This is a genomic window from Serratia sp. UGAL515B_01, assembly GCF_033095805.1.
Classification (GTDB): Bacteria; Pseudomonadota; Gammaproteobacteria; order Enterobacterales; family Enterobacteriaceae; genus Chania.
In genome coordinates this window covers 1,470,709-1,494,196 of record NZ_CP109901.1, presented here as the reverse complement: position 1 = coordinate 1,494,196, position 23,488 = coordinate 1,470,709, and the positions used below count along the sequence as shown (strand labels likewise).

26 protein-coding genes are annotated in these 23,488 nt (G+C 48.9%); 7 read left to right on the top strand and 19 right to left on the bottom strand.

Annotated elements, in window-relative coordinates:
- Window positions 1–4: 4 nt before the first annotated feature.
- Window positions 5–940 (bottom strand): zinc ABC transporter substrate-binding protein ZnuA, encoded by a 936-nt coding sequence (gene znuA, locus OK023_RS06905; RefSeq protein ID WP_317696233.1) that lies wholly within the window; start codon window positions 938–940, stop codon window positions 5–7.
- 74 nt (window positions 941–1,014) lie between these two features.
- Here znuA and znuC point away from each other — a divergent pair, with 74 nt between their 5' ends.
- Complete coding sequence (gene znuC / locus OK023_RS06900) at window positions 1,015–1,776, top strand: zinc ABC transporter ATP-binding protein ZnuC (protein ID WP_317696230.1); 762 nt, start codon at window positions 1,015–1,017, stop codon at window positions 1,774–1,776.
- A complete protein-coding gene (gene znuB, locus OK023_RS06895) occupies window positions 1,769–2,554 on the top strand; it encodes a zinc ABC transporter permease subunit ZnuB (RefSeq protein ID WP_317696228.1) in 786 nt (261 codons plus the stop codon). The genes znuC and znuB overlap by 8 nt, the downstream gene beginning before the upstream one ends.
- A gap of 287 nt (window positions 2,555–2,841) precedes the next feature.
- Here the strand turns inward: znuB and ruvB are convergent, their stop codons facing one another.
- The 7 genes from ruvB to OK023_RS06860 form a co-directional block, all read right to left on the bottom strand.
- Entirely contained in the window at window positions 2,842–3,849 is a 1,008-nt protein-coding gene (gene ruvB, locus OK023_RS06890; RefSeq protein WP_317696225.1) for a Holliday junction branch migration DNA helicase RuvB, read from the bottom strand.
- Between the two features lie 16 nt (window positions 3,850–3,865).
- Window positions 3,866–4,480, bottom strand: a complete 615-nt coding sequence (gene ruvA, locus OK023_RS06885; RefSeq protein ID WP_317696223.1) for a Holliday junction branch migration protein RuvA — start codon at window positions 4,478–4,480, stop codon at window positions 3,866–3,868.
- Window positions 4,481–4,613: 133 nt separating this feature from the next.
- Window positions 4,614–5,135 (bottom strand): crossover junction endodeoxyribonuclease RuvC, encoded by a 522-nt coding sequence (ruvC, locus tag OK023_RS06880; protein WP_317696221.1) that lies wholly within the window; start codon window positions 5,133–5,135, stop codon window positions 4,614–4,616.
- 105 nt (window positions 5,136–5,240) lie between these two features.
- Window positions 5,241–5,984, bottom strand: coding sequence for a YebC/PmpR family DNA-binding transcriptional regulator (locus OK023_RS06875; protein WP_317696219.1), 744 nt, complete (start codon window positions 5,982–5,984; stop codon window positions 5,241–5,243).
- Between the two features lie 21 nt (window positions 5,985–6,005).
- Window positions 6,006–6,452: a dihydroneopterin triphosphate diphosphatase gene (gene nudB / locus OK023_RS06870; protein ID WP_317696217.1), complete on the bottom strand. Its 447-nt coding sequence runs from the start codon at window positions 6,450–6,452 to the stop codon at window positions 6,006–6,008.
- Entirely contained in the window at window positions 6,452–8,236 is a 1,785-nt protein-coding gene (gene aspS / locus OK023_RS06865; protein ID WP_317696215.1) for an aspartate--tRNA ligase, read from the bottom strand. Before aspS ends, nudB begins: the two co-directional genes overlap by 1 nt.
- A 171-nt stretch (window positions 8,237–8,407) precedes the next feature.
- Window positions 8,408–8,569 carry a zinc ribbon domain-containing protein gene (locus tag OK023_RS06860; protein WP_317697543.1) on the bottom strand — a complete coding sequence of 54 codons (162 nt, stop codon included), beginning with the start codon at window positions 8,567–8,569 and terminating at the stop codon, window positions 8,408–8,410.
- Window positions 8,570–8,820: 251 nt separating this feature from the next.
- On the opposite strand from OK023_RS06860, the gene OK023_RS06855 reads away from it, so the two are divergent.
- From OK023_RS06855 to cmoB, 5 genes are all read left to right on the top strand, one after another.
- A complete protein-coding gene (locus OK023_RS06855; RefSeq protein ID WP_317696213.1) occupies window positions 8,821–9,393 on the top strand; it encodes a hydrolase in 573 nt (190 codons plus the stop codon).
- A gap of 73 nt (window positions 9,394–9,466) precedes the next feature.
- A complete protein-coding gene (locus tag OK023_RS06850; RefSeq protein ID WP_317696211.1) occupies window positions 9,467–10,282 on the top strand; it encodes a DUF72 domain-containing protein in 816 nt (271 codons plus the stop codon).
- A 101-nt stretch (window positions 10,283–10,383) separates the two neighbouring features.
- Entirely contained in the window at window positions 10,384–10,779 is a 396-nt protein-coding gene (locus tag OK023_RS06845; protein ID WP_317696208.1) for an MAPEG family protein, read from the top strand.
- A gap of 92 nt (window positions 10,780–10,871) precedes the next feature.
- The gene (gene cmoA, locus OK023_RS06840) at window positions 10,872–11,615 is read left to right on the top strand and encodes a carboxy-S-adenosyl-L-methionine synthase CmoA (protein ID WP_317696206.1); all 744 of its coding nucleotides are present in this window, start codon (window positions 10,872–10,874) and stop codon (window positions 11,613–11,615) included.
- Entirely contained in the window at window positions 11,612–12,583 is a 972-nt protein-coding gene (cmoB, locus tag OK023_RS06835; protein ID WP_317696204.1) for a tRNA 5-methoxyuridine(34)/uridine 5-oxyacetic acid(34) synthase CmoB, read from the top strand. The genes cmoA and cmoB overlap by 4 nt, the downstream gene beginning before the upstream one ends.
- A 308-nt stretch (window positions 12,584–12,891) precedes the next feature.
- Here the strand turns inward: cmoB and ptsG are convergent, their stop codons facing one another.
- The 11 genes from ptsG to OK023_RS06780 form a co-directional block, all read right to left on the bottom strand.
- The gene (ptsG, locus tag OK023_RS06830; protein ID WP_317696202.1) at window positions 12,892–14,325 is read right to left on the bottom strand and encodes a PTS glucose transporter subunit IIBC; all 1,434 of its coding nucleotides are present in this window, start codon (window positions 14,323–14,325) and stop codon (window positions 12,892–12,894) included.
- 321 nt (window positions 14,326–14,646) lie between these two features.
- Complete coding sequence (locus OK023_RS06825) at window positions 14,647–15,435, bottom strand: metal-dependent hydrolase (protein ID WP_317696200.1); 789 nt, start codon at window positions 15,433–15,435, stop codon at window positions 14,647–14,649.
- 14 nt (window positions 15,436–15,449) lie between these two features.
- Window positions 15,450–16,457 (bottom strand): DNA polymerase III subunit delta', encoded by a 1,008-nt coding sequence (gene holB, locus OK023_RS06820; protein ID WP_317696198.1) that lies wholly within the window; start codon window positions 16,455–16,457, stop codon window positions 15,450–15,452.
- Window positions 16,457–17,095, bottom strand: a complete 639-nt coding sequence (gene tmk / locus OK023_RS06815; protein ID WP_317696196.1) for a dTMP kinase — start codon at window positions 17,093–17,095, stop codon at window positions 16,457–16,459. The genes holB and tmk overlap by 1 nt, the downstream gene beginning before the upstream one ends.
- On the bottom strand, window positions 17,085–18,110 hold the full coding sequence (gene mltG / locus OK023_RS06810; protein WP_317696193.1) for an endolytic transglycosylase MltG: 1,026 nt from the start codon (window positions 18,108–18,110) through the stop codon (window positions 17,085–17,087). Before mltG ends, tmk begins: the two co-directional genes overlap by 11 nt.
- A 13-nt stretch (window positions 18,111–18,123) precedes the next feature.
- The gene (gene pabC / locus OK023_RS06805) at window positions 18,124–18,921 is read right to left on the bottom strand and encodes an aminodeoxychorismate lyase (RefSeq protein WP_317696190.1); all 798 of its coding nucleotides are present in this window, start codon (window positions 18,919–18,921) and stop codon (window positions 18,124–18,126) included.
- Window positions 18,922–19,123: 202 nt separating this feature from the next.
- Entirely contained in the window at window positions 19,124–20,365 is a 1,242-nt protein-coding gene (gene fabF, locus OK023_RS06800; RefSeq protein ID WP_317696187.1) for a beta-ketoacyl-ACP synthase II, read from the bottom strand.
- A gap of 80 nt (window positions 20,366–20,445) precedes the next feature.
- Window positions 20,446–20,682, bottom strand: a complete 237-nt coding sequence (gene acpP, locus OK023_RS06795; RefSeq protein ID WP_004719003.1) for an acyl carrier protein — start codon at window positions 20,680–20,682, stop codon at window positions 20,446–20,448.
- 154 nt (window positions 20,683–20,836) lie between these two features.
- Window positions 20,837–21,571, bottom strand: a complete 735-nt coding sequence (fabG, locus tag OK023_RS06790) for a 3-oxoacyl-ACP reductase FabG (RefSeq protein ID WP_317696185.1) — start codon at window positions 21,569–21,571, stop codon at window positions 20,837–20,839.
- Between the two features lie 13 nt (window positions 21,572–21,584).
- A complete protein-coding gene (gene fabD / locus OK023_RS06785; protein WP_317696183.1) occupies window positions 21,585–22,514 on the bottom strand; it encodes an ACP S-malonyltransferase in 930 nt (309 codons plus the stop codon).
- 19 nt (window positions 22,515–22,533) lie between these two features.
- Window positions 22,534–23,487, bottom strand: a complete 954-nt coding sequence (locus OK023_RS06780; RefSeq protein ID WP_317696180.1) for a beta-ketoacyl-ACP synthase III — start codon at window positions 23,485–23,487, stop codon at window positions 22,534–22,536.
- Window position 23,488 lies beyond the last annotated feature (1 nt).

Below are 23,488 nucleotides of genomic sequence, written 5' to 3'. Positions count from 1 at the left end.
ATCTTTACTTCAGACAGCTCACGTACTGGTTCGACAGCGCTGTGAGGAAGTTTCCGTAGCTGTCTTTGCCCAATGCGATACCACTGCCAAGCGGGTCCAGCGTTCCAGAACGCACTTTCGTCCCCTTAGCAACGGCATTAATTACGGCCGGTCTAAATTGTGGTTCAGCAAAAATGCATACTGCTTTCTGTTCAACCAACTGTGTTCGAATTTGGTGTAAACGCTGTGCACCAGGCTGAATTTCAGGGTTAACGGTGAAATGACCCAGAGGGCTCAAACCGTAGTGTTTCTCAAAGTAGCCGTAAGCATCGTGAAAAACAAAGTATCCCTTACCTTGCACTGGCGTAAGCATATTAACAATATTTTTATCAGTTTGCGCTAGCTGATCCTCGAACTGGCGCAGGTTTACGTCTAATTTGTCCTTATTTTGCGGCATAAGTTCCAATAATCTGTCGTGAATCGCGATCGCGGTCACTTTTGCTACATCTGGAGACAACCAGACATGCATATTATATTCACCATGATGATGTTCGCTTTCATTTTCCGAGTGACTATGCGTTGCCGATGTATGATCGTGTTCGTCATCATCTTCACCTTTCATCAACAACGGTTTTACAGCAGGCAGTTCACTGAGCGACAGTTTTTTGATGGCTGGAAGTTGCGTCAGAGATTTCGTTAAGAAAGCCTCCATGTCCGGGCCTACCCACAGTACGAGATCGGCACTTCGCAGACGTTGAATATCAGAAGGACGCAATGCATAGTCATGTGGTGATGCGCCATCGGGCAATAAAACCTCGGTTGGCATTACTCCATCGGCAATCGCCGAGGCAATGAAACCTAAAGGGCGAATAGACGTCACCACCGCCGCCGTTGTGCTGCCAACCATCATCAAAGCACTTGCGAACAATGTACATTGCAGCCATTTATTTTTCTGTGTCATCTGTAACCCCATCGTTTTAAACAAAGAATCGTGATATTATAACATTCGGTTATTCCTGCAAATGTAATCACAACATGTCTACACTGGCAACACTTAAAAATATCTCTGTGTCGTTTGATACCAAACGCGTGCTGGCAAATATCTCCCTCAACTTGCAATCAGGGCGCATTCTGACTTTACTAGGGCCTAATGGAGCAGGTAAATCAACGCTGGTTCGCGTAGTGCTTGGCCTGATTGAGCCTACAGAAGGCGAAATCTTATGCCAACCAGGGCTACGCATTGGTTATGTCCCACAAAAACTGCATCTTGATGCAACTCTTCCTTTGACGGTCAGCCGTTTCATGCGGCTCAAGCCCAGCGTAAAAAAAGCCGATATCCTTCCTGCGCTAAAACGAGTCCATGCTGCACATTTGCTCGATCAGCCCATGCAAAAACTTTCTGGTGGTGAAAACCAGCGGGTGCTTCTGGCAAGAGCGTTGTTAAATAACCCACAGCTTTTGGTGCTGGACGAACCGACACAAGGAGTAGACGTTAATGGCCAGTTAGCTTTGTACGATTTGATCGAACAATTGCGTAAGGAATTGGGTTGTGCAGTGTTGATGGTTTCCCATGACTTGCATCTGGTAATGGCGAAAACTGACGAAGTATTATGCCTTAATCAACACGTTTGTTGTTCAGGCACACCAGAAGTTGTATCGATGCATCCTGAATTCATCGCCATGTTTGGTCATCGAGGAGCAGAACAGTTGGCAATCTATCGCCATAACCATAATCACCGTCATGATTTACAAGGAAGAATTGTGCTGAAGAAAAACGGAGCCACAAAGCATGATTGAATTGTTACTTCCCGGCTGGTTGGCTGGGATTTTACTGGCTGCCGCCGCTGGGCCGCTGGGGTCGTTTGTCGTATGGCGGCGAATGTCATACTTTGGCGATACGCTGGCTCACGCTTCCCTACTTGGCGTGGCCTTCGGATTATTATTGGACGTCAATCCATTTTATGCCGTTATTGCCGTTACTCTGGTACTCGCACTGATGCTAGTCTGGCTGGAACGCCGACCACAGCTTTCAATAGACACGCTACTTGGTATCATGGCACACAGTGCACTTTCGCTGGGTTTGGTTGTTGTTGCACTTATGTCTAATGTACGTGTCGATCTGATGGCTTATTTATTCGGAGATCTGTTGTCGGTAACGTTGAACGATATCTGGATGATTGGTATTGGCGTCATGGTTGTTCTGCTCGTACTGTGGTGGCAGTGGCGTGACCTGTTGTCAATGACTATCAGCCCTGAAATGGCGCATGTTGATGGTGTTAATCTGCCGCGCGCGCGCACCATACTGATGTTAGTAACGGCATTGACCATTGGCTTGGCAATGAAGTTCGTTGGCGCGTTGATTATTACTTCATTGTTGATTATTCCCGCTGCAACTGCACGCCGTTTCGCATGCACCCCAGAACAAATGGCGAGTTACGCCGTATTAGTGGGGGTCATTTCGGTAACTGGCGGATTAACCTTCTCGGCTTTTTATGACACCCCTGCAGGCCCTTCAGTGGTGTTAAGTGCAACTGCGCTGTTTGTGCTGAGTTTATCGAAAAAACAGCTGGCGTGATTACAAAATCAGGGACACTTTGTCCCTGACAAACGAGCCATACTCTAGGTTATGTCACTTAATTGCCCACGCACTGTCGCAGACGTAAAACCCAGTCATCAAAACGAAGAGAAACGGTAGCATTCTGTTCAGGCTCGACAACACAGGGGAAGAGCTTTTTAGGCCATAACGGCCATTTGGCGCATTGTTGCGTTATTCGCCGCTTATTGGGCCCACAAACCTCTCGGTTCACACCTTACTTTGCCCCTAAATGCCCCCGGCGGCACTCGTGTGCAACGGAACACCGCTTAGTTGTCTTCACGCTCAATACCAAAGTGCTTATAAGCATGATGAGTCGCCATCCGACCACGTGGGGTACGCTGAATAAATCCCTGCTGGATAAGGAACGGCTCAATAACGTCCTCAATCGTTTCACGTTCTTCGCCAATCGCCGCTGCCAGATTATCCAGTCCCACAGGACCACCGCTAAACTTGTCAATTATCGCCAGCAGTAGTTTGCGATCCATGTAGTCAAAACCTTCGGCATCTACATTCAGCATATCCAAAGCCTGCATGGCAACCTCACCATTGATAGCACCATTGGCCCGCACCTCCGCAAAATCACGTACTCGACGCAACAAACGGTTGGCAATACGAGGAGTACCACGTGCGCGTCGCGCAATTTCATGCGCACCGTCGTTAGAAAGCGCCAGACCCAGACAGTTGGCACTACGAGAGACGATGTGTTCAAGGTCGGCAACCTGATAAAACTCCAGTCGCTGGACGATGCCAAAACGATCGCGTAACGGTGACGTTAGTGAACCGGCACGGGTCGTTGCACCCACAAGGGTAAACGGTGGTAGGTCAAGCTTAATAGAACGCGCAGCCGGACCTTCACCAATCATGATATCCAGCTGGTAGTCCTCCATAGCCGGATATAAAACCTCTTCCACCACTGGTGACAAGCGATGGATTTCATCGATAAACAGAACGTCATGGGGTTCAAGATTGGTTAGCATTGCCGCGAGATCGCCTGCTTTCTCGAGAACGGGACCAGAGGTGGTCCGCAGATTAACGCCCATTTCGTTAGCCACGATGTTAGCCAATGTGGTTTTACCCAATCCTGGCGGGCCGAAAATCAGCAAATGATCCAACGCATCTCCGCGCTGTTTGGCTGCCTGGATAAAGATTTCCATTTGTTCACGCACATGCGGCTGACCGACATACTCCGTCAGCAACTTAGGCCGGATCGCACGATCCAGAACCTCCTCCTCATTGAAAGACTCGGCAGAAATTAGGCGGTCAGCTTCAATCATTTTTTACCCTTTGCCCCTACAATGCTGCACGGAGTGCGTCGCGGATCAAGGTTTCGCAATCAGCACCTGGCTTGGCAATTTTGCTGATCATACGGCTGGCTTCCTGTGGTTTATACCCAAGAGCCACCAGCGCCGAAACGGCTTCAGCTTCTATATCCATTTCGGCAGCTTTGGCTGCAGTTGCTGGAAGATTAATTTCGCTACTGTTATTGAACAAATCACCGTTCAATCCTTTAAAGCGATCTTTCATTTCCACGACCAAGCGTTCGGCGGTTTTCTTGCCAACGCCAGGTAACTTAACCAATGCCGAGATCTCTTCACGTTCTACCGCGCTGACAAACTGCTGCGCCGACATTCCGGAAAGGATCGCCAATGCTAGCTTCGGCCCAACGCCGTTCACTTTGATCAATTCCCGGAACAACGCACGTTCTTGCTTGTCATTAAATCCATAGAGTAGTTGTGCATCTTCACGCACAACAAATTGGGTAAACACGATAGCCTCTTGCCCCAGTTCCGGCAGTTCATAAAAACAGGTCATTGGCATATGGACTTCATATCCGACGCCGTTGGCTTCTAACAGCACTAACGGTGGCTGTTTTTCCAGAATAACGCCTCTGAGACGACCTATCATTACCCCTCCTGAATGGATCGCTGCATGTGGACTCTTGCCACACAATAATGGTAAAGCTTATACCACAAAAAAGGCTGGATGAATATCCAGCCTACATCGACTCAGCCTTTTTCGAGGCAATACTGCATAGACATCAGCGCAGACGCCCGCGCGACAAATTCAACCGCCCTTCACTCATCCGCAGTATGTTCTGACTGAGATGACAGTGGGTAATGGCTATCGCCAATGCATCAGCAGCGTCTGCCTGCGGATTGGCGGAAAGCTTTAGCAGCGAACGCACCATGTGTTGAACCTGCGCCTTTTCAGCCGCTCCGGTCCCAACCACCGTCTGTTTGACCTGACGCGCCGCATATTCAAACACTTCTAGATTCTGATTGACGGCGGCAACGATCGCTACGCCGCGCGCTTGCCCCAGTTTGAGGGCAGAATCCGGGTTTTTTGCCATAAATACTTGCTCGATAGCAAAAAAATCCGGCTGAAACTGCGTGATAATCTCACTGACACCCGCATAAATCAGTTTTAAACGCGTCGGAATATCATCAACTACGGTACGAATACAGCCGCTGGCGACGTAGGTCAGTTGGCGACCCTGCTGGCGGATTAGGCCATAACCAGTGACGCGCGAGCCGGGATCGATTCCCAGTATTATCGCCATAGCTACCACACCCTGCATTAAGTTTAAGGCGGTGTCCTGACCTTACTCAGAGCACCGCCTAAATAGCCTGACGTTACCGGAAGGCAATGCCATCAGTCGATTATCTTACAGCGTAGCTGCGATCTCGTCGGAAATTTCACCGTTATGGTAAACCTCCTGCACATCATCACAGTCTTCCAGCATGTCGATCAGACGCAGTAGCTTGGGTGCCGTTTCTGCGTCCATATCCGCTTTGGTTGATGGGATCATGGAAACTTCAGCTGCTTCAGCCTCAAAACCCGCTGCTGTCAGTGCATCTTTCACTTCACCCAGGTTCTCCCAGGCAGTAAAGACATCTATCGCACCATCGTCATAGGCCACAATATCTTCCGCACCGGCTTCCAGTGCGGCTTCCATCACTTGGTCTTCATCCAGACCAGGAGCATAGGTGATCACCCCTTTTTTTGTGAACAGATACGCAACGGAACCGTCTGTACCCAAGTTACCACCACATTTGGTGAACGCATGACGCACTTCTGCAACAGTACGGTTACGGTTATCACTCAGGCACTCAATCATCACCGCAGTGCCACCAGGACCATAGCCTTCATAGATGATGGTTTCCATATTGGTATCATCATCACCACCTACACCACGGGCGATAGCGCGGTTCAGAGTATCACGCGTCATGTTGTTTGACAGCGCTTTGTCGATAGCCGCACGTAGCCGGGGGTTAGCACCTGGATCACCCCCACCCAATTTGGCTGCGGTGACCAGCTCACGGATTATTTTGGTGAAAATCTTTCCACGTTTGGAATCTTGCGCTGCCTTGCGGTGCTTAGTGTTGGCCCATTTACTATGACCTGCCATAAAAATATCTCCAAAAAAGAACTACTGGACAGAATGGATCACAAACTCTTCAATCGCCTGCTGATTACTCCATGACTTGGTCAGTTTGATGGCTTCCACCGCCTCAAGCCACTGGTATGCGTGATGTTCGGTCAACACCGGATCGCGCTCTTCAGGTAACGCCAGGCAAAACCAGTGTTCTTTGTTACGCATAGTGCCCGGCGCATAACGATGTCGCAAATGGACAAAGAGTTCAAATTCCACACAGCGTTGACAATCAAACAGAGGCAGATCCTCTGCTTCGATATCGATACCGATCTCTTCCATAACTTCGCGCTGTGCAGCACGTAACGGCGATTCAGTGTCTTCCAGACTGCCGGTAACCGACTGCCAAAACTCTGTATCGTCACGCCGCTGTAACATCAGCACCCGACCACTGGATTTTGCATAAATCACCACCAGAATAGACTCGGGTCGCTTGTAATTCATCACTCGCTCTCTTGCTCGGTAGAGCCTTTTTTTACCACGCTAATGGCCAACTCCTGCAAAGAAGCCGGGTTGGCAAAGCTTGGCGCATCAGTCATCAAACATGCTGCTGCGGTCGTTTTCGGGAAGGCGATAACGTCGCGGATGTTTTCTGTACCAGTTAACAGCATAACCAGACGATCAAGGCCGAATGCTAGGCCAGCATGTGGCGGCGTGCCATACTTTAGTGCATCCAGCAGGAAGCCAAACTTCTCACGCTGCTCGTGTTCGTTAATACCGAGAATACCAAATACCGTCTGCTGCATTTCACTGCGGTGAATACGCACGGAACCGCCGCCCACTTCGTAGCCATTCAGCACCATGTCATAGGCATTGGCGATAGCAGAGGCAGGATCTTGCTGCAATTCTTGTGGGTTCATATCACGCGGTGCAGTGAACGGGTGGTGCATGGCAGCCAATCCCCCTTCGCCGTCGTCTTCGAACATCGGGAAGTCGACAACCCACAGTGGAGCCCAACTTTCCAACTTGGTCAATCCGAGATCTCGGCCCAACTTCAGACGCAAAGCCCCCATGGCGTCGGTAACAACTTTATAGCTGTCCGCACCGAAGAACAGGATATCACCGGTCTGTGCATTCGTTCGCGCCAAAACGGCTTCCAATACGTCAGCACTGAGGAACTTGGCAATCGGGCTTTGCACGCCTTCCATACCAGCAGCTCGGTCATTGACCTTCAGCCATGCCAACCCTTTAGCACCATAAATGTTGACAAAAGCGCCGTACTCATCGATCTGCTTGCGTGTCAACTGCACACCGCCCGGTACACAAATTGCTGCTACGCGCCCTTTAGCATCATTGGCCGGGCCGGAGAATACTTTGAATTCAACGTCTTTTACCAGATCGGCAACATCAACCAGCTCCAGTGGGTTCCGCAGATCAGGCTTATCTGAGCCGAAACGGCGCATGGCTTCCGCAAACGTCATCGTGGGGAATTTACCCAAATCGACCCCTTTCACCTCTAGCCACAATTCGTGTACCAACTGTTCCATCACTTTCCGAACCTGATCGGCAGTCATGAACGAAGTTTCAACGTCAATCTGGGTAAATTCCGGCTGACGGTCAGCACGCAGATCTTCATCACGGAAACATTTGACGATCTGATAGTAGCGATCAAAGCCTGACATCATGAGCAGCTGTTTGAACAACTGCGGGGATTGTGGTAGCGCATAAAATTTGCCTTTATGCACGCGGCTTGGTACCAGATAGTCACGCGCTCCCTCTGGAGTAGCCTTGGTCAACATCGGGGTTTCAATATCAAGGAAACCCTCCCTATCCATAAAGCGACGTACAAAACTGGTGATCTTGGCACGAGTTTTCAAACGATCGGCCATTTCGGGGCGGCGCAGATCCAGATAACGATATTTCAGGCGGGCCTCTTCGGTATTGGTTTGGTTAGAATCCAACGGCAGAGGTTCAGAACGGTTAATGATCTCCAGAGCATGAGCAAACACTTCGACTTCACCGGTCGCCATATCTTTATTGATTTGACTTTCCGGGCGAGCCCGTACCGTACCCACGATTTGAATGCAGAACTCATTACGCAGTTCGAAAGCTTTATCGAACGCCGTCTTCTGATCCGGATCGAAGAACACCTGAACAATGCCTTCACGATCACGCATATCAATAAAGATCAGCCCGCCCAAATCGCGGCGGCGGTTTACCCAACCACACAAAGTGACTTCTTGGCCTACATGGGCCAGATTCAACTGCCCACAATATTCAGTACGCATACGCTATCCTTTTACTTAAGCCGATTCCGCCGGAAGCATAACTGCTGTCGTCCGCACGGCTGTGATCTATACCCGTTCCCTTTAAAGCCTTAGCAGAGTTGACTCCCTACCTGCGACTTGAGATCCCTAGGGTATAACGAATTCTTACTTGTCCGATTTAAAATCTGTCGCCTACCAGCCGATGCCTTTTAACTGGAAACCGGTGGACGAAATCAACTCGGTCAATGTGGGCTGCTCACACGCCGGACACTCAGTCAGCGGCGCGTCGGAAAATTTCTGTAATTCCTCTAATCGATGTTTGCATGCACCACATGCATATTCAAAAATCGGCATAGGTCGTTGGATTAAAGAGTGATGAAAAAAGGTGACCATTATAAAGGAATTTCATGCGCCAGATAAGTACGAACGAGGCATTGTTACTATGCTAAATGACATCTCTCTGGTGCAACAAACACATTAGTTAACAATTTTCTCCCTACCCAATAGCAGTTTTTTCACCTAGGTCCCTCTTGCCATTACGCCTTATTACAGACCACACTTGCCACCCCGACCCTGATCCACTCTCACAATGAGATGTCTTTATTATGTTGAAGCTTGATCCCGAAACAACGGCTCTGGTACTTATCGATCTGCAAGAGGGTATTTTACCTTTCGCTGCGGGCCCACACAGCGCCAACAAAGTTGTCACTCACGCCGCACACTTGGCTGGGCGTTTTCGCGCACTAAATGCGCCGGTGTTTCTGGTTCGAGTCGGCTGGTCGGACTCATTTGCCGAAGCGCTGAAGCAACCGGTAGACAAGCCTTCCCCTTCTCCGGTTGGCGGATTAACTGATTCATGGTGGACATTCCCAAAAGAACTGGCCGTACAGGATAGCGACGTCTTAATCACCAAACGCCAATGGGGAGCTTTCTACGGTACCGATCTTGACCTTCAACTACGTCGTCGTGGTATCAAAACCATCGTACTAGGAGGTATTGCTACCAATATCGGGGTCGAATCCACGGCTCGTAATGCTTGGGAATATGGTTATGAATTGGTGATCGCCGAAGACATTTGCAGCACCTACAATGCTGAAATGCACCAGTTTGCCTTTGATAATATATTCCCACGGATCGCTCGCGTGCGCAGCACCAGCGAAATTCACGCTGCACTATAGGCTATGGCTTGAAAGACTGAAAAGATAACGCTACCGTTGTTGCCAGAATGTGAACAGGAAAGATAGCAACATAATGTATATCGGACTACCACAATGGCAACATCCTGCCTGGCACCGCATTGGTTTGCGCGATCTGGCTGACTATAGTCGTTACTTTAATTGCGTAGAAGGCAACACCACCTTCTACGCACTTCCAAAAGCAGAAATTGTGCATCGTTGGCGCGATATGACCCATGATGATTTCCGTTTTTGTTTTAAATTCCCCTCAGCGATCAGCCATAAAGCGGCCTTACGTCATTGCAACGCTGACCTGAAGACATTTTATGACTGCCTGAATCCGATCCAAGCGCGCATTGGGCAACTTTGGCTGCAGTTGCCTGCCGCTTTTTCTCCCAAACACCTAAGCGTATTGTGGGATTTTCTGGACGATTTACCGCAAGCTTTTACTTACGGCGTTGAAGTGCGGCACTCTGCATTTTTCACCAAAGGCGAAGAAGAGCGATCCCTTAATCAGGGCCTGCATCAACGTGGGATCAACCGTGTGATCCTTGATAGCCGCCCGGTTCATAGCGCCGTTCCGTCCACAGCAGCACTACGCGATGCGCAACAGAAAAAACCCAAGCTTCCTGTACATGCGATTGTTACTGCCAATAATCCTCTAGTGCGTTTTATTGGCGGCGATGTACTACAGGATAATCTTCGTTGGTTTGAGGTATGGCAACAGAAACTCTCCGTCTGGTCTGAGCAACATCATCCCTATCTGTTCATACATACGCCAGATAACGGAGATTCCCCGCAACAAGCACAAAAAATCTGGCAACGGCTGCATCAGGTGATTCGCAATCTACCGCCAGCACCAGACTGGCCAGAACAGGATAATCTGTTTTGAACAATTAATCTGACTGATTACAACGGTTTTTTCTGGCGACAGCCGCAGTAATGGCAGTTATGATGCTTGCTGTAAGAGTTGATTAAGAAATGGAGTGAAAAATGGTAAGCGCGCTCTATGTAGTGCTTGGCGCATTGTTGTTGATCAAACTCTCTTTTGACGTGGTCAGGCTCAGAATGCAGTACCGTGTTGCAAGTGGTGACGGTGGTTTCTATGAACTGCAAACCGCAATTCGCGTTCATGGCAATGCGGTAGAGTACATCCCGATGGCAGCAGTGTTGCTAGTCATCATGGAGATGAACGGAGCTGAAGTCTGGATGGTTCACCTCTGTGGCATCATGCTAATGGCAGGCCGATTGGTACACTACTACGGCTTGCGCAACCACGAAATTCACTGGCGCCGTTCAGGCATGGCGGCTACTTACATTTCCTTGATATTGATGATCATCGCTAATATCTTCTATCTTCCATGGGACATTATTTTCAGTCTGCATTGAGCTTCTGTTTCAGGCGGTCAGGCCGCCTGCTTCTGCCCTAACCGGTTTTCTGTTAGCATACGCACCTTCTAATTCTGACCTGATTTGCCGCTATGCCAAACCGCGATACACTTTTTTCCGCTCCAATTGCCAAACTGGGTGACTGGACTTTCGACGAGCGCGTCGCTGAAGTCTTCCCAGACATGATCCAGCGTTCTGTTCCTGGCTACTCAAATATCATCTCAATGATTGGTATGTTAACCGAGCGTTTTGTTCAGCCAGGAAGCCAGGTTTATGACTTGGGATGTTCACTTGGTGCAGCGACGTTATCGATACGCAGAAATATCAATGTTGCCGGTTGTAAAATCATTGCGGTTGATAATTCCCCTGCCATGGTTGAGCGCTGTCGCCGTCATATCGACGCTTTCCGCGCAGAGACCCCCGTAGAGATCATTGAAGCAGATATTCTGGATATCCACATTGAAAATGCCTCGATGGTTGTACTGAACTTCACCCTACAATTTCTTGAGCCAGCAGACCGCCTACGCTTACTTAGTCAGGTTTATCAAGGGCTTCTTCCCGGTGGAGCATTAGTGTTATCAGAGAAATTCAGTTTTGAAGATGAGAATGTCGGTGAATTGTTGTTTAACATGCATCATGATTTCAAACGAGCAAATGGCTATAGCGAGTTGGAAATCAGCCAAAAACGCAGCATGCTTGAGCATGTCATGCTGACAGACTCTGTCGCAACACATAAGGCACGGTTGAATCAGGCAGGTTTTAAACATGCGGAGGTTTGGTTCCAGTGCTTTAATTTTGGTTCGCTGATCGCCCTGAAATCAGGAGAAATCGCATGATTGAGTTCGGGGATTTTTATCAGCGCATCGCCAAAAGCCCACTAAGCCATTGGCTAGATACGCTGCCAGCACAAATCAGTGCGTGGCAACGTGGATCATTGCATGGAAAATTCAAGCAATGGTTTAACTCAGTAGAACATCTCCCGTCCTTGGCACCGACGCAGCTCGATTTACTGCACGGCGTTTACGCAGAAATGGAACAACCTCTCTCGGCGGGCCAACGCGAAGGCATTGAGAAAATGCTACGAACCCTTATGCCGTGGCGCAAAGGGCCTTTCTCTCTGTATGGCATAAATATCGATACTGAATGGCACTCCGACTGGAAGTGGGATCGTGTATTGCCACATATTTCTCCGTTGGCTGGCCGCACCATTCTCGATGTCGGATGTGGCAGTGGTTACCATTTGTGGCGAATGGTCGGTGCCGGAGCACATCTGGCGGTTGGTATTGATCCAATGCAATTATTCCTGTGCCAATTCGAAGCCGTGCGTAAACTGCTGGGCGGTGATCAGCGCGCGCACGTATTACCGTTGGGGATTGAACAGTTGCCGGAATTAGCGGCCTTCGATACCGTTTTCTCAATGGGTGTGCTCTATCATCGTCGTTCACCATTAGACCATCTTTATCAGTTGAAAAGCCAGTTGCTTCCTGAAGGGGAATTAGTGTTGGAAACTTTGGTTGTCGAGGGTGATCGTCACCAAGTTTTGGTTCCAGGCGATCGCTATGCACAGATGCGTAACGTCTACTTTATCCCGTCTGCTGAAGCACTGAAATGCTGGCTGGAAAAATGCGGTTTTGTGGACGTCAAAATTGCCGATATCTGTCCCACTAGTATTGAAGAACAGCGTCGAACCGATTGGATGATCAGTGAGTCACTTGCCGAGTTCCTCGATCCAAACGATCACAGTAAAACTGTTGAAGGTTATCCAGCGCCCCTAAGGGCAGTATTAATCGCTAAAAAACCCTGAACTCATCACATCCATGCCCTTATAGAAGCTGGAACATGGAACGCCAGATTAATTGATAATTATTTTTTTACATTTTTACAACATTTAAGTCGGCATTATTCGCCATTCTTAACTAAAGTTAAAGTGTTGGTATCGCGCCAACACCAGTGAAACATTTAATCTTTTGCCCTGAACACCTCTACCCTGTTCAGGGCTTTTTTTTAATTTGCGTTAAGCCGTTAAAAGTAAAAATCCACCACCCAAGGAGGTGGTTTAGAGCTGACAAAAAAAGGGAGGCTGTCGCCTCCCTTTTTAGCTCATATACCTGATCAATGATTACGGATGTAATTATCCATATCGGTTTTCAAGTTATCAGATTTCGTACCAAAGATAGCCTGAACACCAGAACCTGCAACAACCACACCCGCAGCACCCAATGTTTTCAGACCGGCTTGGTCAACCTTGGACACGTCTGCCACGCTAACGCGCAGACGGGTGATACAAGCATCCAGGTTTGTGATATTTTCTTTACCACCAAATGCCTTAACTAAAGCCGCCGACATTTCCGAACCAGACTGAGTCACCTGATCGGAAGTGCTCTCTTCACGGCCTGGGGTTTTCAGATCCAGTTTAGCAATCAGTACACGGAAAATAGTGTAGTACACTAAGCCGTAGATGACACCAACGATTGGGAACAGCCAGATTTTACTGCTGTTACCGCTCAATACGATGAAATCGATCAAGCCGTGTGAGAAGCTGGTACCGTCACGCATACCCAGCAGAATACAGATTGGGAAGGCAAGACCTGCCAAAATCGCGTGGATAACATACAAGATCGGCGCAACAAACATGAAAGAGAACTCGATCGGCTCGGTAATACCGGTCAGGAACGAGGTCAATGCTGCGGAGATCATAATCCCGCCGACTTTAGCACGGTTTTCCGGTTTAGCTGAGTGCCATATGGCGATAGCCGCCGCAGGTAAGCCGTACATTTTAAACAGGAAACCACCGGACAACATACCCGCAGTCGGATCACCCGCCATATAGCGAGGAATGTCGCCATGGAAAACCTGCCCCGCCGCATTAGTGAATGCACCAATTTGCATTTGGAACGGTACGTTCCAAATATGATGCAAGCCGAAAGGTACTAAAGCACGCTCAACAACACCATAGATACCAAATGCGACAACGGGGTTTTGATATGCCGCCCATTGTGAGAAAGTTTGGATAGCGCTACCGATAGGCGGCCAGATAAAGGACAGGATCAGGCCCAGAATGATGGCTGCCAAGCCAGAGATGATCGGCACAAAACGCTTACCGGCAAAGAAGCCCAGGTATTCCGGCAGTTGAATGCGGAAAAAGCGGTTAAACATATAGGCAGCGATGGCACCGGAGATAATACCCCCGAGCACCCCGGTATCCGCCAGGTGTTTGGCAGCAATCTCTTCAGCCGGCAGGTGCAAGACCAACGGCGCAACCACCGCCATGGTTTTCACCATGATGCCGTAGGCTACTACCGCAGCTAATGCAGAAACCCCATCGTTGTTAGTGAAGCCCAGAGCAACACCAATGGCAAAAATCAACGGCATATTGGCGAATACAGACCCGCCGGCTTCTGCCATCACGTGAGAGACTACCGCAGGTAGCCAGCTGAAATTGGCAGAACCGACGCCCAGCAGAATACCTGCGATAGGCAATACGGATACCGGCAGCATCAGCGATTTACCTACTTTTTGCAGGTTTGCAAATGCGTTCTTGAACATAGTTGAGTGTGCTCCTGAGTAATAGTGCTTTGCAACTTCTCGCGAATTTTCGCGTTGTAGAGGGGAAACAAACCTCTTACATATCAGGGTGTCTGAGCACCCCTGGAATTTTTACGGAGAGTAAAATAAATGCCCCGTATAATGTTTGATGGTAGTCACGTTTCAATGAACAAACCTGACACTTTTCCAAAATCGTCCACTTTTTGTAAAAAAGATGAAAAAGGTCCACAGCTGACATAAAACGGGTGGGAACATTACCCGTTTTATCGATAAATTACGAGCTTAAAAAAATCCATCATCACCGATGACTATGAATTAACTTTAGGCGAAAGATGAGGGTTTGATATGAAATAAGCGTGAAAAATTGGATGTCGTCGCCTCAGCCAAGCTTTCCAAACTCACGCCCTTCAATATCGCGAGGTATTCAGCGACATCGCGTACATAAGCCGGTTGATTTTCTTTGCCTCGATGAGGAACGGGAGCTAAATACGGAGAGTCAGTTTCCACTAGCATACGATCCAGCGGTACATAACGCGCAACTTCTCGCAATGGCTCAGCATTACGAAACGTGACAATCCCTGAGAACGATATATAAAAACCCAGGTCCAGTAATGCTTTAGCAGTAGGGAGATCTTCAGTAAAACAATGTAGTACCCCCCCACAATCCTGTGCATTCTCTTCACGCAAAATACTCAGCGTATCTTCACGCGCATCGCGAGTGTGTACAATCACCGGTTTGTTGAGTTCCCGGCCAATGCGAATATGTTCGCGAAAAGAAGCTTGCTGCAAAGGCAGATTGTCTTTTTGATAGAAATAATCCAACCCAGTTTCACCCAGAGCGACAACGTGCTCTGCTGCTGCTAAACGGCGCAGTTCAGCATAATCGTATCCACCCTCCAGATTCAGTGGATGAACGCCACAGGAAAAGGCAACATCGTTTCGCTGGCCAATCAGTTGAACCATAGCCTGATAACCTGGCAAGGTGGTAGCAACGGCGAGGACATAACCCACATCCCGTGCTTTAGCCTTTACCAAGGCATCATCAACATTATGATGCAATGCTTCAAAATCCAAACTATCAAGATGACAATGAGAATCTACTAACAACATGATAATGAACTCTTTTACAACGTATAAGGAGGTGAATCACCGGGAGCGCCGACCATCTGCTCCCAGTTGAGTAACTGTTCTGTCAGTAATAATTCGCGGTTCACACCCGTGATACTGAGCAGTTGATGGCGACAGTTAAGCCACTGTTGCATGCTCTGTTGCAACGAAGAACTATTCAAACATCGCGCTAATTGCTGCACTAACGACCGCTGATCCTGATTCATCACATGATTCACCGCCCCCTGCTGGCATTTCAACCCGTCCAGCAGCAGCGCGCATAACCAATGTAGCCTCTCAGGCACGTCATCATGGTTCAATGCAGGTAACAGGAGCAGCATATCTTCCTGCTGCAAAGCAGTACTCAGCGCACTACAAAGTGAGGCTCGCTGCTGCCAACGTTCTGGCTGTAACAGCGCTTCAGCAGCAATGGGGGCACCGCCATGCAAACGCAGCGCAGTGAGTCGCGCTATCGGCTCACCAATCCCTTCGCGGTCTAGCCAGCGTAAACCCATCTGTTCATCGGGGCTAGCAAGATGCCAATAGAAGCAGCGGCTACGCAATGTCGCTAACAAACGTGACGGTTCGCTGCAACCTAGCAGAAAATAAGTATTGTCAGGCGGTTCCTCCAACGTTTTCAGCAACGCGTTAGCGGCAGCTTCTGTCAGCAATTCAGCTTGAGACAGCCACACCACTTTAGCTCCCCCTTGCTGAGCATGAGAATAAAGACTCTCTATTACTTGGCGAATCGGTTCAATACCCAAGCTGGATTTGCCTTTCTCCGGTACCAATGTATGGTAATCAGGATGATTCCCAGCCAGCATCAAGCGGCAACTGTGGCATTCCCCACAGCTCTTTTCACCATTGCGTTGCTGGCAAATCAACCAGCGGCCTAATGCGTAGAGCAACGCTGCATCTCCGTTTCCAGGCGCAGCATGTAACAATAAGGCATGGTGACCGCGACCAGCAGCATATTGCCCCACCAAATGGCGATACGGCATATTAAGCCACGGATACCAGTTCATTACTCGTCTTCCTGCTGTAGTAACCATTGCGAAACTGCTTGTCGAATATCAGCGGTGACCTGTTCCAGCGTTTGCGCTGCGTCGATAGTCACTATGCTTTTATCCTGCACGACAAGTTCCAGATAGCGTGCACGAGTTCTTTCGAAGAACGGCAACGCTTCCTGTTCAATACGATCCAATTTGCCGCGTGCACGTGCTCTCTGTAAACCAACCAAGGGCGGTAAGTCGAGGTACAATGTCAGGTCAGGACGAAAATCGCCAAGCACGGTATCGCGCAATGATGCCATCAGCTGTTGATCAACCCCTCTTCCACCTCCTTGATAGGCTTGCGATGAGAGGTCATGGCGGTCACCAACAACCCAAGCTCCTCTTGCCAAAGCAGGCTTGATCACTGTCTCAACCAGTTGGACACGGGCTGCGTACAGCATCAGGACTTCTGCTTTGATCGTAGGCAATTCCCCCTCCGTTCCGCGTTTAAACAGATCGCGAAGCTTTTCCGCAATTGGAGTGCCCCCCGGTTCGCGGGTAAACACAATATCCTTGATTCCCCGCTCCTGCATCACACTGACAATTGTGTCACGTGCAGTTGTTTTACCCGCGCCTTCCAAACCTTCAATGACGACAAATTTACTTTTCATTCTTTTCCTTTTGCACCTTGCGATAGGCGCGCACGGCTTCGTTATGGCTGGTTAAATTGGTGGTAAATGTGTGACCACCCTTACCGTCAGCCACAAAGTAGAGATAATCTGTTTTTGCCGGATTTGCGGCAGCCTCAAGTGAGGCACGGCTTGGTATGGCAATCGGCGTTGGAGGCAATCCATCAATTACGTAGGTGTTGTAGAGCGTGGGTGTTTCAAGATCCTTACGACTGATGCTGCCAGTGTAACTTTCTCCCATACCATAAATCACGGTGGGATCGGTCTGCAAACGCATACCTAGGCGCAATCGATTAATGAACACCGAGGCTACTTTAGTTCGCTCTTCAGGCACTGCCGTCTCTTTCTCGATAATCGATGCCATTATCAGCAATTCTTCTGCCGTTTTATACGGCAAGCTGGTATCTCGTTTGTTCCAAACATCCTGCAATATTTTTTCCATCCGAACATGGGAACGTTTTAGTAAGGCCAAGTCGGTTGTGCCAGCGGTGTAGAGATAAGTGTCCGGATAGAAACGCCCTTCAAGGCTTGAACCCTTCGGCAAACCAAGCGCAACAGCAATTTGCGCATTATCTTTACCTGCCAAAGTATGTTTCACATATTTGGACTCCTGCAACACTTGTAACCAGTCGCGCAGGCGTGAACCTTCAATAAAACGTGCGCTAAACTGTGCTTCTTTGCCACTGGCTAACAATTTCAACATTTGGCGCACTGTCATTCCTGGCGTTAAACGATAGGTGCCAGCCTTGAACTCTGCCAATTCTGGTTCCAAATGTAGTAACCAGGGGAACCATCTACCGTTGTGGATCAACTTATCGCGCACCAGTAAGCCTGCAAGTGCAACTCGCCCTGTGCCCGAAGGCAGTTTAAAAATGGTTTCCTGTCCAATAGCCAGCGACGTATCAGCAAAACGTTTAACTTTTTGATAACCCCAATACAATGAGGCCAAAATCAGAATGACCACCAGTAAAATAATCTTTAGTTTTTTTCTCTTCATCAATCAGCCATCTTTAACAGTACGGTCGCAAAAAATCATACAGTTGGCGCGAATGATAGCACCATGATTGCGCAGTATTCACTGATAGCAATGGCATCAGTGCGTTACATACCAAAACTTCATCCGCATCCGCCAGCGTCTCAAGTGGTTCACTGACATGATGCAATCTATAGTCTGTTGCCGTTAATGATGCCATCACTTTACGACGCATCACCCCTGCAACCCCGGCATGATTGAGGCATGGAGTAAAAACATCTCGCCCTTTACGCCAGAATAAATTGGCTGCACAGCATTCCACCAGCATACCGGCAGTGTCAAGCACCAGAGCTTCGTCTGCATCCGTCTGTTCTAAGTGTGCACGGATCAGCACCTGCTCAAGACGATTGAGGTGTTTCACCCCTGCTAGCAAAGGGCTTCGGGCTAATTGAATCGGGCTAAGTGCGAGTTTAATCCCCTCCTCACGCCACTGCTGATAATGTATTGGATAAGTACTGCGCGAGACAATCCTTGTAGGGGCCGCACATCCAACAGGACTGTAACCTCGCCCACCACTACCACGTGTAAGTATGACTTTGACGACACCCAGCGCTGTGGAACCTGCTGCATGCAGCATCTCACGCTCGACAGATGCCCAATCTACCTCTGGCAAAAGCAAGCACCTAGCTGCCTGCTGTAGCCGTTCAAGATGCCAAGGCAAAAGATCAATTTTGCCTTCCACCACCCTGGCAGTAGTAAAACAACCATCGCCGAACTGTAAACCGCGATCGCCAACTGCCAACGCATCATGCTGTTGTCCGTTGATCCAGTACATAGGGTCCCCTTCGCAATCAGTTTCCAACACCACATTTCAAGCGCAAAAAACCGATAATAAATGTATGAGTCTGGATTTAGTCTTTTGACGAGATAAAAAAACCCGGTCAAAAAGAACCGGGCTTTGATTGGGCTATATCCTTTTATAGCAAGCGAGTACCGCTGGTCATCAGGGAATAGAACCCGGCTTTAGCTTCGTTTTACTAAACTCGACGGAAAATCAACGAGCCATTAGTACCGCCAAAACCAAAGGAGTTACACAAACTGTACTCCATATCTTTTGTTTGACGTGCTTCATGTGGCACAAAATCCAAATCGCACCCTTCATCTGGGCTATCCAGATTGATCGTGGGCGGAACCGCCTGATCACGAAGTGCCAAAACAGTAAAGATGGACTCAATAGCTCCAGCAGCCCCTAACAGGTGACCGGTCATCGATTTGGTCGAACTCACCAACACTCGTTTGGCATCATTGCCAAAAACGGATTTTACTGCTTGTGCCTCAGCCTTATCGCCCGCAGGCGTCGATGTGCCATGTGCGTTGATATAACCAATTTGTGATGGTTTGGCACCCGCATCAAGCAAGGCATTTTCCATGGCCAGAGCTGCACCAGCACCATTTTCCGGTGGAGATGTCATATGATAAGCATCGCTGCTCATACCAAAGCCAACAATCTCTGCGTAAATTTTTGCTCCACGCTTCTTCGCATGTTCGTACTCTTCAAGCACCATCATTCCAGCCCCATCACCGAGCACAAAACCATCACGGTCTTTGTCCCAAGGGCGGCTTGCAGCCTGCGGATTTTCGTTACGCGTTGAAAGTGCGCGAGCAGCACCAAAACCACCGACGCCTAGAGGAGTGCTGGCCTTCTCTGCACCACCGGCAAGCATCACATCTGCATCGTTATAAGCAATGATACGAGCTGCATGACCGATATTATGAACACCAGATGTACAGGCTGTTGCTATTGAAATACTGGGACCGCGCATACCATACATGATGGTCAAATGCCCGGCGATCATATTCACAATGGTTGAAGGCACAAAAAATGGACTGATTTTCCGTGGACCACCGTTCACCAGTGAACTGTGGTTCTCTTCAATCAATCCCAGTCCGCCAATACCTGAACCGATTGCAGCGCCAATACGCGTGGCGTTAGCCTCGTTGATATCCAGCCCCGCATCTTGCATAGCTTGCATGCCAGCTGCGATCCCGTATTGGATGAAGGCATCCATTTTCCGCGCATCTTTGCGCGAAATGAAGTCTTCAGAGTTAAAGTTCTTTACCAAGCCAGCAAAACGCGTTGCATAGGCAGCAGTATCGAAATGGTCAATCAGGCTGATGCCACTCTGACCGGCAAGAAGAGCGTTCCACGTGGACTCTACAGTGTTGCCGACAGGAGACAACATGCCCAGTCCGGTCACAACTACTCGACGCTTAGACACGTTTGTCCTCCAAGGAGGGAAAATATGACACTAGGGATAGAAAAACTTAGGCGGTCGAGTGACCGCCTAGATATGTTCGCTTACTGTTGGCTAGCGTTGATAAAATCAATAGCTGCTTGAACAGTAGTGATCTTCTCTGCTTCTTCGTCTGGAATCTCGGTATCAAATTCTTCTTCCAGTGCCATTACCAGCTCAACGGTGTCAAGAGAATCAGCGCCCAGATCTTCAACAAATGAAGCGTTATTCAAAACCTCTTCCTGTTTAACACCCAATTGCTCAACAATGATTTTCTTAACGCGTTCTTCGATAGTGCTCATACTCTTAAATTTCCTATCAAAACTCGCTTTCGCGATGGTTTTCGTAGTGTATAAAATGTTGAAAAAGATGCAACTAAATCCCGGCTGGTCAAACCACGATTTTACGCTATTTTGCGGTTTCTCCCCCAAATAACGCAAATAGTTTTCACATTTTTTAAATCATGTACATGCCGCCATTGACATGTAACGTTTCACCGGTAATGTAGCCAGCCTCGTCAGAGGCTAAAAATGCAACAGCACTGGCGATTTCTTTAACATCCCCAAGCCGGTTTGCCGGAACCTGCGCCAAAATGCCAGCACGTTGTTCTTCTGTCAACGCCTGTGTCATGTCCGTCTCAATAAAGCCAGGAGCCACGACGTTGACAGTAATGCCACGCGAAGCAATCTCACGAGCCAAAGACTTGCTAAAACCAATTAGACCAGCTTTAGCCGCCGCGTAATTCGCCTGCCCTGCGTTCCCCATGGTACCCACAACAGAACCAATAGAGATGATACGGCCAGAACGCTTTTTCATCATAGCTCGCATTACCGCTTTTGATAGACGGAATACGGAAGTCAGATTAGTGTCCAGCATATCCTGCCACTCATCCTCTTTCATTCGCATCAGCAGGTTATCACGCGTAATGCCGGCATTATTCACTAAAATGTCGATTTCGCCAAATTCCTCACGAATCGATGCTAATACGTTCTCAATAGAGTGCGCATCAACAACGTTCAACATATAGCCTTTGCCGTTTTCCCCCAGATAATTACTGATAGCTTCGGCACCGCTTTCACTGGTTGCTGTCCCCAGCACTTTAGCACCGCGAGCAACAAATAATTCTGCAACAGCCCGCCCAATTCCACGGCTTGCACCAGTGACGAGAACAATCTTTCCTTCAAAACTCATCGTTTTCCTCTTTTTATTGCTCAAGCGCCGCAGCCAAGCTGGCGGTATCATTCACCGCTGTTGCAGCCAGAGTATCGACAATCCGTTTGGTAAGACCGGTCAGCACTTTGCCTGGGCCGATCTCAAACAGCAGAGAAACGCCTTCAGCAGCCATGAATTCAACGCTTTCAGTCCAACGTACCGGGTTATAAAGCTGGCGCACTAACGCGTCGCGGATTGCTTCAGGCATACTTTCTGCACGAACGTCAACATTATTAACAACAGGCACCGTCGGTGGGTTGAAGGTGACGTTTTGTAGAGCTAACATCAATTTTTCTGCGGCGGGTTTCATCAACGCACAGTGCGATGGAACGCTCACTGGCAACGGCAATGCACGTTTTGCACCCGCAACCTTGCAAGCCGCACCCGCACGCTCAACCGCTTCTTTAGTACCAGCAATGACGACTTGCCCTGGGGAGTTGAAGTTCACCGGTGATACAACCTGCCCTTGAGCCGATTCCACACAGGCCTTGGCGATAGATTCATTATCCAGTCCAATGATGGCATACATGGCACCGGTGCCTTCAGGCACGGCTTCCTGCATCAGTTTGCCACGCAGCTCCACTAAACGAATAGCCTCGGCAAAATTCAGCACACCAGCACATACCAGCGCAGAATACTCCCCCAAACTATGACCAGCCATCATTGCCGGCATTTTACCACACTGCTGTTGCCAGACCCGGAAAATGGCCACGGAAGCCGCCAACAGAGCGGGCTGTGTCTGCCAGGTTTTGTTCAACTCTTCCACCGGACCAAGCTGCACCAACTGCCACAAGTCATAGCCTAAAACGGCGGAAGCTTCACTAAAAGTTTGTTCTACAATAGGAAACTGCGTGGCCAAATCGGCCAACATGCCAACAGTTTGCGAACCCTGCCCTGGAAAAACAAATGCAAATTGCGTCATTTTTTATCTTCCTGTCAAATCAAAAACGAACCAGCGCCGAGCCCCAAGTAAAGCCACCGCCAAACGCTTCAAGCAACACTAAGTCGCCGCGCTGGATACGCCCATCACGGACAGCTTCATCAAGCGCTGAAGGTACAGAGGCAGCAGAGGTATTGCCGTGACGGTCAAGGGTCACCACAACTTTATCCATACCCATGCCCAGTTTTTTTGCTGTTGCGCTGATGATACGCAAATTTGCCTGATGTGGAACCAACCAATCCAGCTCACTGCGATCCAAGCCATTGGCCTTCATTGTTTCATCGACGATATGTGCCAGTTCAGTCACTGCTACTTTAAAAACCTCGTTACCCGCCATGGTGACATAAGCAGGTTGTTCTGGATCTTGCCGATCGGCATTTGGCAGCGCCAGTAGATTTCCATAACGACCATCCGCATGCAAATGCGTTGAGACAATGCCCGGTTCTTCAGACGCGCCTAACACCACAGCCCCTGCACCATCACCAAACAGAATAATCGTACTGCGATCATTTGGATCGAGTGTGCGGGAAAGTACATCTGAACCAATCACCAGCGCATGTTTTACCGCGCCATTTTTTACATATTGATCCGCGACACTCAAAGCATAGGTAAAGCCAGCACAAGCCGCAGCAATATCAAAAGCAGCGCAATCCTGAATACCTAGCATCTGCTGTACCTGGCAGGCAGAGCTTGGGAATGCATGGCTTGAGGTCGTGGTCGCAACAACGATTAAATCGATGTCTTCTTTAGCAATGCCTGCCATCTCCATTGCAAGGGAGGCTGCTCGAAAACTCATGGTAGCCACAGTTTCATCCGCAGCGGCGATACGGCGCTCGCGAATACCCGTGCGGGTGACAATCCACTCGTCAGAGGTATCAACCATTTTTTCCAAGTCAGCGTTGGTACGCACTTGTACGGGTAAATAACTCCCCGTACCGAGAATCTTTGTATACATG